This window comes from Microbispora sp. CA-135349, assembly GCF_050947365.1.
Taxonomy (GTDB): Bacteria; Actinomycetota; Actinomycetes; order Streptosporangiales; family Streptosporangiaceae; genus Microbispora.
Window position 1 is genome coordinate 3,669,707 of the sequence record NZ_CP192001.1, and the last position, 13,094, is coordinate 3,682,800.

Annotated in this window: 7 protein-coding genes; 2 read left to right on the forward strand and 5 right to left on the reverse strand. The window is 70.5% G+C overall.

The window, feature by feature from the left end:
- Positions 1 to 108 precede the first annotated feature (108 nt).
- Positions 109 to 1,122, reverse strand: coding sequence for a LacI family DNA-binding transcriptional regulator (locus ACQPZZ_RS17090; RefSeq protein ID WP_432933168.1), 1,014 nt, complete (start codon positions 1,120 to 1,122; stop codon positions 109 to 111).
- 169 nt (positions 1,123 to 1,291) lie between these two features.
- Entirely contained in the window at positions 1,292 to 3,091 is a 1,800-nt protein-coding gene (locus ACQPZZ_RS17095) for a lectin (RefSeq protein WP_432933170.1), read from the reverse strand.
- A gap of 999 nt (positions 3,092 to 4,090) precedes the next feature.
- On the opposite strand from ACQPZZ_RS17095, the gene ACQPZZ_RS17100 reads away from it, so the two are divergent.
- Positions 4,091 to 7,636, forward strand: coding sequence for a ThuA domain-containing protein (locus ACQPZZ_RS17100; protein ID WP_432933172.1), 3,546 nt, complete (start codon positions 4,091 to 4,093; stop codon positions 7,634 to 7,636).
- A 155-nt stretch (positions 7,637 to 7,791) separates the two neighbouring features.
- Here ACQPZZ_RS17100 and ACQPZZ_RS17105 read toward each other — a convergent pair whose 3' ends face one another.
- From ACQPZZ_RS17105 to ACQPZZ_RS17115, 3 genes are read right to left on the reverse strand one after another with little or no spacing between them, the layout of a single operon-like run.
- The gene (locus ACQPZZ_RS17105) at positions 7,792 to 9,333 is read right to left on the reverse strand and encodes a SagB/ThcOx family dehydrogenase (protein WP_432933174.1); all 1,542 of its coding nucleotides are present in this window, start codon (positions 9,331 to 9,333) and stop codon (positions 7,792 to 7,794) included.
- A 40-nt stretch (positions 9,334 to 9,373) separates the two neighbouring features.
- Positions 9,374 to 11,620, reverse strand: a complete 2,247-nt coding sequence (locus tag ACQPZZ_RS17110; protein ID WP_432933176.1) for a TOMM precursor leader peptide-binding protein — start codon at positions 11,618 to 11,620, stop codon at positions 9,374 to 9,376.
- A gap of 7 nt (positions 11,621 to 11,627) precedes the next feature.
- Entirely contained in the window at positions 11,628 to 11,939 is a 312-nt protein-coding gene (locus ACQPZZ_RS17115; protein WP_432933178.1) for a hypothetical protein, read from the reverse strand.
- A 213-nt stretch (positions 11,940 to 12,152) separates the two neighbouring features.
- On the opposite strand from ACQPZZ_RS17115, the gene ACQPZZ_RS17120 reads away from it, so the two are divergent.
- Positions 12,153 to 13,094, forward strand: a complete 942-nt coding sequence (locus ACQPZZ_RS17120; RefSeq protein WP_432933180.1) for a 3-oxoacyl-ACP synthase III family protein — start codon at positions 12,153 to 12,155, stop codon at positions 13,092 to 13,094.

Genomic DNA, 13,094 nt, shown 5'->3' on the forward strand with positions numbered 1-13,094 from the left:
CTCCGTCCGGCCCCCTGTGACCGACGGTGTGACATGACGCCCGGCGCCGCCCCGATGGGCGCGGCGCCGGGCGTCACCTCGTCGATCCCCGGTCAGCCGATCCCCGGGTCAGCGCGGGCGTGCGGGTCCGGTCGTTGCGCGCAGGGAGATGGGCGGGGCGAGGAGAAGCCGGTGATGAGGGGTGGCGGGATCCGCGATCCGCCGGATGAGCAGTTCGACGGCGTGAGCGCCGAGCTCGTCGGCCGGGACGTCGGCGGCGGTGAGCGGCGGATGCAGGTTCTCGGCCCAGTGCCGGCCCGCGACGCCGGCGATGGAGAAGTCACCCGGCACGGCCAGGCCCGCCCGTTCGAGCGCGCGGTACATGCCGGGGATGGCGGCCTCGTTGGTGGTGGCGATGGCGGTGAGATCGGGGTGCTCGGTGAGAAGCCGCCCGACGCAGGACACTCCGGCACGGGCGTCGTCGGCGCAGCACGTCTGCACGCCTTCCACACCGCGCTCCGCCGCGGCACGGCTGAAACCGGCCTGAGCACGGTGGGCGGGGCCGTACCCGGCGGCCATGAGTTCGGCGGAGCGGTTGACCAGCGCGATGCGGCGGTGGCCGAGGTCGGCCAGGTGATGCACACATTGCGCGATCAGCGTCTCGTAGTCGATGTCCACCCAGGACATCTCGTCGGGACGGCTGGTGCGGCCGATGCCGACGAACGGCAGTCCGGTCTGCGAAAGCCGGGTGACCCGTTCGTCCTCCAGCCGGATCTCCATCAGGATCACGCCGTCGACGCGCCTGCCGCCGACCACCCGTTCGAACGAGCGATCGTGCTCGCCGCCCGAGGGTGACAGCAGGACGTCGAGGTCGGCGCGCGCGGCCGCGTCGACGACGCTGGCGACGAAGCCGAGCTGCATGTCGGTGAGGCGCCGGCTGGCCGGGGGGATGACCAGCCCGATCGTGCGGGTCCTGCCCTCCTTGAGCGCCCTGGCGGTGGCGTTGGGCTGGTAGCCCAGCTCGTCGATGACCGCCTGGATGCGCCGGCGGGTCTCCTCCGACACCGGACGTTTGCCGCTCAGAGCGTAGGAGACGGTGCTGCGCGACACGCCCGATCGCCTGGCGATCTCCCCGATGTTCATCCCCGCTCCTCAGCCTGCCGTCCCCACCCCGCACCATCGTAGGTCGAATCGATAGAGGCGACGAACCGGCGGCGTTTGCGCCGGATCCGTCGATGCAGGCGATTCGCGGGTCTCCCCCCGAACCGAACCGAACCGATTCGATTCGATTCGATTCAGGAGGACGCCAGGGTCAGGCGCGGGTCCATTGCTGGTTGGTGCCGCCGTGGCAGGTCCAGATGTGCACCTTGGATCCGTTGGCGGTGCCGTTGTTGGACACGTCGAGGCACTTGTTCGCGCCGACGGCGGTGATGCTGCCGTCGGAGTTCAGGCGCCACTTCTGGTTGTTCTGGCCGTTGCAGTCCCAGATGATCACGCCGGTGCCGTCGGCGGTGCCGCCGCCGTTCACGTCGAGGCACTTGTTGCCGTAGACGCGCAGCTCACCGGCGCTCGTGGAGGTCCACCGCTGGTTGGCCTGCCCGTTGCAGTCCCAGATCTGCACCTGCGCGCCGTTGTTCTGCGAGGCGCCGCTGACGTCCAGGCACCGGCCCGACCCCACACCCTTCAGCGCGCTCGTGCTCCCCGTGCCGCCCGTGGGCGAGGGGGTCGGCGAAGGGCCGGGCGTGCCGGGGGGCAGCAGGGTGATGGTGAAGGTCTCGTCGACATTGGTGTGCGGCAGGTTCACCGTCGTGCCGTTGTTCGACAACGTCACCACCGTGTTCTGCACCGTCACCGGGCCGGCGACCGCGCCCCCGCCGTTGTAGGGGATGCGCTCGGCCACCACCCGGACCTGGTTGTTCTGCACGATGCCGCTGGTGGCGTCGAGCCGCTGCAGGCCGACCGCCACGTTGCCGGTCGTGCGGCCCCCGCCGACCAGCACCTTCGCCTCACCGTTCGCCTTGGTGGCGAAGGCGTCGTAGTTCGAGCTGGGGGTCACCGAGGCGATCTGCCCGGTCTGCGAGCCGTAGAAGCGGTAGACCCACCATTCGCCCTTCGGCGAGTACTGGCCCGCGGAGTTGTGGGTGAGGAGGTTGCCCAGGTCGTTGTGCAGGTTGCCACCGCTGGCCCAGTTGGCCCGCAGCCCGTCGGCTCCTGCCCGCTCCAGCCGGGCGATGTACCAGGCGCCGTCGGCAGGGTTCTGCTCGTTGGACGCCCCGTACTCGTTGATCTGGTACGGCCGCGGGTGCGCGATGCCGCGCGAGTCGAGGGTGGTGTTCGCCGTGGCGACGTTGGCCACCGGGTCGCCGGGCAGCGAGTGCCAGCTGACGATGTCGGGCACGACGTTGTTGGCCTTGACGTAGTCGAGATACTGCGTCCACCAGCCGCCCGTGGACGGCACGCCCGCGAGGCTCGGGCCGACGATCAGGTGAGAGGGGAACGCGGCGCGGATGCGCTGGTAGGCGCGCTTCCACATCTCGAAGTACTGCGACTGCGTACGGTTCCAGAACAAGGTGAGGTTCGGCTCGTTCCACAGATCCCACTGCACCGGGACACCGGTCGCCCGCACGTCGTCGATCAGGCGGGTGAGGAAGTTGTCGTAGTCGGTCCAGTTGCCGTTGTCGCCCGGGAAGCGGGAGATCGCGTAACCGTCGGCGCCCCACAGGTCGTGCACCAGCAGGACGAACTCCCCGCCCAGCGAGCGGGTACGCAGCAACTGCGCCCGGGTGGCGTTCCACCGCCGGTCGTACTTGCCCGACACCCACCCGCCCGGACCGTCCAACTGCGCACCGCCGGCTCGCATGTACCGGTATTTCACGTCCGTGAAGAAATGGTCCGGGGGGTTGGCGGCGTCCTCCGTCATGCCGTAGATCCAGCCGGAGGCCCGGTAGGACGGGGAGCCGCCGGCGGCGGAGAAGTTCACCGTTATCGACTCGTCGGCGGCCTGGGCCGGCGCCGCCGTCGTGAAGACGGATCCGGCGACGAGCGCACCGAGGGCGAACAACGTGGCGATCCTGCGGCGGCCCGGGGGGCGCCTTCTGTCTTTCGCGTCCACTCATGACTCCTTGGACAGAGGGGGATGGGGAGATGTGCCGGTGCGGCGGCGGTCGTCTCCCGGAAAAGCCGCCCGGACGCCTTCCCCGAGCATCCGAGACGGCGCGGCATCGCGGCACGACCGCGGAGCCGCCATGGTGGTTTCGCGCCCCACACGCCTGGTTCCGGATGCCTTTCGCGTGTGCGCCGGTCACTTCGGCGGAGACGGCTGGCCTGCCATACTGGAGGTGGGTGTTATCGAATCGATTCGCCCGAAGCCTAGGTCTCGTCGGCGAGGGATGTCAACGACACGTGTCCTGGGGCGTGAATCACGTATGGCACCGAGCGGATTCGCGGCCGTCAGGCGTGGACGGCGCCCTTCGTCGTGGCCCCGTCACCCCGGCGTGCAGCTGAAAGTTTCATACTCATCGTCCCCGTGTCCGCTGGAAGATTCGTGCCAATCGGCATCCGGCTGAAAGCGGAAACGGCGTCAGTGACGCAGTGGGGCCTCGTCCTGAAATGCGCTTATACAACAGGAGGCCGCGAGGCGCTCGTGCGGGTGTGCCGGAAAGGCGCGTTCTGAATGCCTGGATAAGCATGCTTGACAGGCATAGTGAGCCAACCTATTTTCATCTCGAATCGTGATCACCTCGCCTGCCAGGTCTGGCGCCCGCACCGCACCACGCGTCGTCCACCGGGGAGGAACTCGTGCCGGTCGCGTCGGGTGGAGGCCGGTCAAGCGGCCGTGGCGTCGTCCTCGCCGGCGGCCGGATCGATCCACCGCACGGTGGGCGCGGCACGACTCCCACCCCCGCAAGGAGATCCCGTGCAGGACTGCTCACCCCGGACGGCGCGAAGACGGGTCCCGGCCGCCCGCCTCGCTGAGAGGCCGCCTGCCACCGCCGTCGTGCCGAGGGAGAGCCTGAAACCCGACCGGCCGTCTCCTGCCTGAGCCGAGTCGGCTCACGCCTTCGCACGTTTCACCTCCAACCGTCATCGGTAACCCCCCAGGAGATCCTCAATGCGAAGACCACGATTACTCGCCGCACTGGCCGCGGCCCTGCTGGGACTGCTGCTGTCCGCGGTGCCACTGGTGGCGCAGGCGGCGGCGCCGCAGTTCAGGGTGCTGCTGTTCAGCAAGACCGCGAGCGGCGCCTACCGGCACGACTCCATCTCCGCCGGCATCGCGATGTTCCAGCAGCTGGCGACGGACAACAACTTCCAGCTCGACGCGAGCGAGAACTCCTCCGTCTTCACCACGTCGAACCTCAACAACTACGACGCGGTGATCATGCTCCAGACGTCGGGCATGGTGTGGGACAACGACGCGCAGCGCCAGGCCATGCAGGCCTACGTGCGCAGCGGCCGCGGCGTGGTGGCGATTCACAACGCCGTCGACATGAACATCGAGTCGCAGTTCCCCTGGTGGGACCAGACCGTGCTGGCCGGCGCGCACATGACGCAGCACTCGTCGATCGTGCAGGGCACCGCCAAGGTCGCCGACAAGGTCCACCCCTCGACCAAGGGCCTGCCGGACCGGTGGACCCGTACGGAGGAGTGGTACAACTTCGACAAGAACATGCGCGGCTCGGTGCACGTGCTGGTGACGGCGGACGAGACCACCTATGACGCGGGCCCGAACAAGATGGGCGCCGACCACCCGATCTCCTGGTGTCACAATCCGGAGGGCGGCCGGGTGTGGGCCACCGCCATGGGCCACAACGCGTCCTCCTACTCGGAGCCGCTGTTCAAGCAGCACCTGCTCGGCGCGGTGAAGTGGGCGGCGGGCGCGGAGCCCGGCGACTGCGGCGGCACGATCTCGGCCCGCTTCCAGAAGGTGACCCTCGACGGCGCGCCGGACCAGCCGATGGAGCTGGACGTGGCGGCCGACGGCCGGGTCTTCTACATCTCGCGCTCGGGCAAGGTGAACATGATCCCCGCGGGCGGCGGGAGCACGCGCGTCATCGGCACGCTGTCGGTGTACGACGGCGGCGAGGACGGCGGCATCGGGCTGGCGCTCGACCCGAACTTCGCCACCAACGGCTGGATCTATCTTAACTATTCGCCGTCCAACGGCGGAGAGGTGAACAGGGTCTCCCGGTTCACCTTCAACGGCACCAGTCTTGACATGAGCAGCGAGAAGAAGCTCATCGAGGTTCCGGCGTTCCGCAACGTCGACGAGCCGGGCCACACCGGCGGCTACATCACGTTCGGCCCCGGCGGCAACCTCTACATCGCCCCCGGTGACGACACCAACCCCAACGCCTCCAGCGGCTACGCCCCGATCGACGAGCGGCCGGGCCGGGAGCACTACGACGCCCAGCGGTCCGCGGCCAACACCAACGATCTGCGCGGCAAGATCCTGCGCATCCACCCCGAGCCCGACGGCACCTACACGATCCCGTCCGGCAACATGTTCGCGCCGGGCACGGCCAAGACGCGGCCCGAGATCTACGCGATGGGCTTCCGCAACGCGTTCCGTTTCTCGGTCGACAAGGTCACCGGCTGGATCTCGGTGGGCGACTACGGCCCCGACGCGGGCAGCGCCAACTCCAACCGCGGCCCCGAGGGCACGGTCGAGTGGAACCTGATCAAGCAGCCGGGCTTCTACGGGTGGCCGTACTGCACCGGCAACAACACGCCGTTCAACGACTTCAACTTCGCCACCAACACCTCGGGGGCGAAGTTCAACTGCTCGGCGCCGGTCAACGACTCGCCCAACAACACCGGCCTGACCAACCTGCCGGCCGCCAAGCCCGCGACCGTCTGGTACAACTACCACGCCTCGGCGGAGTTCCCGGAGATCAACTGCTGCGGCGGCGCGGCCCCCATGGGCGGCCCGTTCTACCGCTACGACGCGGCCAGCGCCTCCGACCGCAAGTTCCCCGAGTACTTCGACGGCGGAACCTTCCTGTACGAGTGGAGCCGCAACTTCGTCAAGGAGATGCGCCTCGACTCCTCCGGCAACCTCCTGAAGATCAGCCCGTTCGTGGCGAACATCGCCCCGCACGCGCCGATCGACATGAAGTTCGGCCCCGACGGCGCGCTCTACATGGCCGACTGGGGCAACGGCTTCGGCCACGCGAACACCGACGACGCCATCTACCGGATCGACTACGTGGTCGGGAACCGCGCACCCGTCGCCAAGGCGAGCGCCAGCCCCGACTCGGGCGCCGCGCCGCTGACGGTGGCGTTCTCCTCGGCCGGCTCGTCCGACCCCGACGGCGACGCGATCACCTACAGCTGGGACTTCGGCGACGGCGGAACCTCCACCAGCGCCAACCCGTCCCACACCTACAACACCAACGGCACCTACACCGCCAGGCTGACCGTACGGGACGCGAGCGGGAAGACGGGCAGCATCACGCTGACCATCGCCGTCGGCAACACCCGTCCCAAGGTCGTCTTCTCGGCTCCGCCGGACGGCGGGTTCATCAGCTTCGGCGACCGGGTGTCCTACACGGTCAACGTCACCGACCCCGAGGACGGCACCGTCGACTGCTCCAAGGTCAACGTGTTCACCGCGCTCGGCCACGACCAGCACGCCCACGACACCGGCCAGTTCACCGGGTGCTCCGGGACGGTCACGACGACCGCCTCGGGTCACGACGAGGCGGCCAACGTCTACTACGTCCTGGGCGCGTCCTACACCGACAAGGACGGCCTGAAGGGCGACGCCGGAATCACCCTGCAGCCCAAGCACAAGCAGGCCGAGCACTTCAACGGCTCCAACGGCATCCGGGTCGTCGACGAGGCCGGTGCCGAGGGCGGCAGGCGCGTCGGCGACATCTCCAACAACGACTGGATCTCCTACACGCCGGTCAACCTGTCGGGGATCGACACGGTGTCCTTCCGCGTGTCGGCGCCGTCCAGCACCGGGGCGTCCATCGAACTGCACGCCGGCTCGCCCACCGGGGCGCTCGTCGCCTCCAGTTCGGTGCCGGCGACCGGGGGATGGAACACCTACGTGTCCCTCCCCGCGGTGCGGGTCACCAACCCCGGTGGCACGGGCGACCTCTACGTGGTGTTCAAGGCGCCGACGGCGAACGCGTTCGACTTCGACTCGCTGACGTTCAACGGCAAGGGTGTCGCGCAGGACGGGGGCTCGTCCTCGCCCTCTCCGTCGCCCTCCGTCTCGCCACCCACTTCTCCGTCCGCGTCGCCGACTCCGCCCGCGGAGAGCACGACCTCGCTGCGGGGCGTGGCGTCGGGCCGGTGCCTGGACGTCAACGGCGCGTCGCAGACCAACGGCGCGACGGTGCTGATCTGGGACTGCAACGGTCAGAACAACCAGAAGTGGACCTCGACCAGTGCCAGTGAGCTGCGGGTCTACGGCAACAAGTGCCTGGACGTGAGCGGCGCCGGCACGGCCGACGGCACCAGCGTGGTCATCTGGGACTGCAACGGGCAGAACAACCAGAAGTGGCGTCTCAACTCCGACGGGTCCATCACCGCGGTCGGGGCCAACAAGTGCCTGGACGTCAGCGGCGCCGGCACCGCCAACGGCTCCAAGGTCCAAATCTGGACGTGCAACGGCCAGAACAACCAGAAGTGGACCCGCGTCTGAGGCCACCCGTTCACACCGGGGGAGCGGCAGGAGCTCCGGAGGTCCGCTCCCCCCGGCACCACCCTGTGTGACATGACGCCCGGCGCCGCCCCGATCGCGCGGCGCCGGGCGTTCGCCTCGTCACCCCGATCAGCGCGGGCGTACCGGTCGCAGGGTCAACCGCCCCTCTTGACGCCGAGGTAGGCCGCGGCGCGCTCCGCCCAGGCCGCGTCGTTCACCGGCAGGCGGCCGGTGTCGCCGGACGAGGTCTCAGGGCGGCCGATCAGGAGCTCTCCCAGGCTCGACTCCACCCGCCAGTCCACACCCAGGGCGCGGGCCGAGGTGTCGACGTCGCCGGCGCCGAGGGGGGACGCGCTCAATCCCATGGCGGTGGCGACCAGGTAGAGCGTCTGGGTCAGCGCCCCCAGGTTCTTGAGCATCAGCGCGTACGCCGGGCCGCGGTACTTCCACGACACCCGCCGGAACCGGGCGGTCATGGTGAGCAGGACGGCGGCGGTCCCGCTCGCGTCGGCGGCCGTCCTGGCGTTCTCCAGCAGCTCGGCCACGATGGCCGGATCGGTGCTCACCACTTCCAGCCGGTGGCCGAGCGGGTCGTAATGGTAGACCCCGCCGGGCAGGTCCCGGCCGCCGGTTGTGGTCATGTAGATCTCCAGCTCGTAGCTGGAGCCCCCGCTCGGATAGGGCCGGCTGCTGGCGGACGGCTCCTCGCCGTCCTGACGCAGCACCAGGGAGCGCACCCGCGCGGTCCGGTACAGCAGCTCGCCTAGCTCCCGCAGGCTGACCGGTTCGCCGGTGTAGCGGCGGGCGGTGCGGCGGCCCTCGACGGCGACGCTGAGCGGCGGGTCGACGCCGAGGATCTCCTCCCAGGCCGGGCGATCGAGCGAGATGACCGGACCGTCCGCCGCGGGCCGGACGACCGGCTCGGGGGAGCGTCCGGTGCCGAGCGGGTAGGTCGCGCCGAAATCGTGGTCGTGCCGGCCGAGCGTGCTGCGGGTGTGGAACATCAGGTCCAGCGGCGACCACGCGGCCAGGGCGGGGTCGGTGTCCTCGGCGAACATCGCCTTCTCCGCGGGGGCGGCGGCGTGCTCCCCGCGCACCACCAGGCCGGCCGCCGTGAGCAGCACCAGCGCGTCCACGAGGAGCCGGTCGTCCGGCGGGTCGCCCAGGGCCTCGGCCGTCGTGGTGGCGCGGGCCAGCATGCCGATCATCCGGACCGCCCCGGGATGGTGCAAAGTCGCCCGATGCAGCGAGAGCGGTGACTCCAGGATGTAGCCGCTGCCGTCCGTCCGCACCATGGCGAACCTGGACAGACGGATCGGCCGGTCCGCGGGGAGCGGCTCGGGCCGCAGCCGCGCGGCCGGGGCGATCGGCGCGACGGACACCAGCAGCCGGCCGTCGGAACGGCCGACGGTCCGGACCACCAGCGGTTCGATCCGATCCAGGACCCGCAGTACGGCCGCCACTCCGTGGGCGCCTCCGCCATGGCCGCTGACGGCGTTCGACAGGGAGATCGGCCCCAGGCTCATCCTGTTCAGCACGCCGCGGACGATCGGATCCGGCTGCCGCAGGAGCACATCGCCCCAGCGGCCGTGCAGCACCAGATCACCGTCGGCCGTCTCCTCGACGTGCACGTCTTCGCGGAGCGAGAGCAGGCTGCGCCACGGGCCGGAGAACATGCCCGCTTCGAATGGGGACACCATCGGGATCCTTTTTCCGCATCGGCGTGCCGGGTGCGGATCACAAGAACAGGGGAATCGGGTTGAGCCGTTCGTAGGGGGTCGGCGAAGCACGCCAGCCCATCCGGACGGGCACGTCGAACAGGCGACCCGGCGCCAGCCGCGGCCAGAAGTGCCGCAGGCCCGGCGCCACGACCTTGACGACGGGCATGCCGACATCGGGGCGGGTCTGATCGAGCACCAGGACGTCCAGACCGTGGCGCCCGGCCAGGCGGCAGATGTCCGCGACGTCGTCACGCAGATCGTCCCGCCGGGCGTGCGGGTGGGCGCCGGCCACGCAGGGGGCCTGCCCGGGGTCCGGCTGCAGGTAGGGCTGCGGGCTGCGGGCCATCCGCCGCCACCACGAGTCCAGCAGGGTGCCCGGCTCGCCCCCGCCGTCGGCGGCGGGCAGCAGTTGCGCCAGCTCGGTCATGGCCCGGCGTACCGCCACCCGGATGTCGAAGTGGGCTCCGAACCCGAGCAGGACTCCCGTGCCCGTGCCTCCCACCGGACGGGAGACCGCCGCGACAACCGGGACGCCCAGGTCGGAGGTGAGATCCAGCGCCCATATCTCCCGGTCCAGCGCCTGGTAGGCCGTCCGCAGTCCCCGCATCCACGGGTCGTCGAAGGACGACAGGTCGACCGCCGGCCGGGGAATCCGGTTGTACCACCAGATCGCCACCGCGTCCCGCTCCACCAGTTCCAGGAAGCCCTGCACGATCGCGTCCTCCACGCTGGCGCCCGCGGCGTTGCCGTTGGAGCACGCCGAGCCGAAGCCGGCCCGCGCACCGTAGTAGAGCAGCGCGGTGGGCATCAGCCGCTGCCGCGCCTGCGTGAGCGACCACACCGGAGTCCAGTCGACCTGGGCGTGCTCGTCGAACGGCGAGGGCACGCGCAGTGCCGGCGGGTTCGCCCGGTTCCAGCGGTCCCGGTCCCGGTACTGGAGATCATGGAAAAGCTGGCAGTCGTCCGGATGCACGGCCCGACCCGCGAGGTCGCGGTAGGCGGCGCGGACGGTGGGCTCGTCTCCGGACCGGGAGCCGCAGTAACGCTCGACCGCCTCGGCCAGCGCGCTGACTTTGGCCTCCAGCTCGGTGGTCCCCTTGCCTCCGCTCGGCATCCGCAGGCTGGTCCGCAGCGACGGCAGGCTGCCCCCGCCGAGAGCCAGGTTCGCGCCGGACACGTATCGGTACAGCGAGGGGGACGCGCCGATCCTGTCGGGCCGGATCTCGGCCACGACGCCGGTGACGGGATCGGCCAGATGGCTGTACCGCGCCCACATCTCCGCGCTGGACAGGGCGCGCCGGCCGATGCCCTCGCCGGAGGACTTGCCCCGGCTCACCGGCACCACGGGCCTGCGTACGCGCTCGGCGACCACTCCCGGGTCGCCGCAGTCGGGGCACTGGGGGCGGCGGGACAGCCGGTGACGGCGGCTGTCCAGAGTCAGCGTGTCCAGCGCCCAGATCGTGTCCTGGCCTTCGTGGCGGCTCCCGGCCAGCCACTTCGCCGCCTCCAGCACCGCCGCCTCGACGGCCAGCGCGCGGCCGGCCGGGATCGAGGCGTCCGGGGGGCGCACGCCCGTGACCGCGTACGGGCGGCGGTGGGCGCGCAGCCGCGCGGCCAGGCACGACCAGCACGGCCCGGAGCCGGGCCGGAAGACCGGTCCCACCCACACGTCGGGGCCGTGGGGACTGGCGAGCAGCCAGGGACGGCCGCTCGCCAGCTGCCGCGCGTTCACCTCCGCCAGCTCCGGGTCCAGGTAGTCCCCGCATATCACCAGTGAGAAGGCCGCGGGTGTGCCGGCGTCGACCACGGTAAGGCCGGAGGCGGAGCAGGCGCGCCGCACCGTGTCCGCGTCGACGCCGCCCGCGGTCACCACCTCGACCGCGCTGCCGCTCAGCGCCTCCCCGGCCCGGACCGGGTCCAGCCCGGCCAGGTCCCAGAACGCCTCGCTGCCGGGGTCGGCTCGGCGCGCGCCGCCGGGACGGCTCCGGCCGATCAGGCCGGCCTCGGCCAGCCGGCCGAGCGCCTGCCCGACCTGGCGGGGGGACAGCTCAGGCGCGGCGTCGCGCACCACCTCGGCGAGGGTGCGGGTGCCGTCCAGCAGCGACGCCAGCGTCTCGGCCGAGCGCCCGGCCAGCACGAGGGTCCGGCGCGGGGAGACCAGGCAGACCCCGTCGCCCGGGACCACCGCGGTGCGCAGATGGCGCCGGAAGCCGATCAGCGCGGTGGGCTCGGCGAGCGCGGACGGGTCACCCGTGAAGTCCACGGACGCCTCATCGCCCGGCCGGAACGGCGTGCTGAACGTCCTCGTCCACCCAGCAGAGCGTGAAGAAGGCCACATCGGCCCCGCCGTGATCGAGGTCCTCCACGACCAGGTCCCGGGCGTCCGCGGCCGGCAGCGCCGGGGGTGTGGCGTCCACCGCGAGGTGGAGGCCGAACCCGGCCAGGACCGCACGCGGGTCCCGCCGGTAGCGCCCGGCCAGCCCGGGGTCGATCAGGGCGTGCAGGACGAGGTCGGCGAAGCGCCAGTCGCCCTCGACGTCACTGACGGATTCGGGGGCCGAGACAGTCTCGAAGCCGTTCATGCGCACCTCCTGGTTGACCGGCGAATCCGTCACGATTCTGCGCGCCGGCCCGCGTGGCGGGCCAGGGTTCTGATCATTCATCGACCGTGAATAAATCACATCGTTTTTGCTTAAGCGATCACTAGGCGGATAAGTCGGGACAGCTGCATTCTCGGCATGGTCAGGATTTCGGCATCAGGAAAGGAATCACCGCGATGGAAAAGGCCCGGGTCCATGACGGTCACGATTGACCGGGTCGGCTCTTTCATCCCCGAGGCCAGCCTCGGCATGGAGGAGCTGCGCGATCTCCTCGGCCTCCCCGAGACCCAGCTGAGCACCTACCGCCGCTTCCTCGGATACGAGCGGGTGGCCAGCGCCGACGGCATCCCCCTGCCGGACCTGCTGGCGTCGGCCGCGCGCCGGGCGCTGGACGGCGCCGACCCCGCCGGGGTCCGCTACCTGATCTACGCGCAGACCATCCCGCAGGCGCCGCCGCCCGGGGTGAACACCGTCGACCGGCTCCGCGCCACGCTCGGCCTGGACCACGCCGTCGCCTTCTCGGTCAGCCACCAGAACTGCGCGACCGGCCTGTACGCGGTGCAGCTGGCCGGCCATCTTCTGTCCGCGGAACAGGACGGCCGCGCGCTGGTGGTCATGGGAGAGCGCGCCTTCTGCCCGGAGATGCGATTCATCCCCAACGTGGCGCTGCTGGGGGAGGCGTCCGCCGCTGTTCTGGTCGGCAGTGGCGGATCCGGTGACCGCGTGCTGTCCGGCGCCTTCCGCCTGCACGGCAAGTTCTACGCCGGCAGACACATCGAGAAGGAAAACATGCGGGAACTCATCGGTCTCTACGCGCGAACGTTCGCCGATGTAATCGGCGAAGCGGTGCACCGCGCCGGGCTGAAGCCCTCCGATATCGCGCTGGTGCTCCCGCACAATGTCAGCCGGCTGTCCTGGCTCGGCGTTTCGGGGGCGCTGGACATTCCACTGTCAAAGATATTTCTCGACAATGTTCCGAAATTCGGCCACCTGTTCTGTGCGGATCCGTTCGTCAACCTCGACGCCGCCCGGCGGGCGGGACTGCTGCGCCCTGGCGACGCGGTGGTCCTGGCCTGCGTGGGGATCGGGGCGGCGTTCGGCGCACTGGTCGTACGGATCGGAACGGGCGGTGACTGA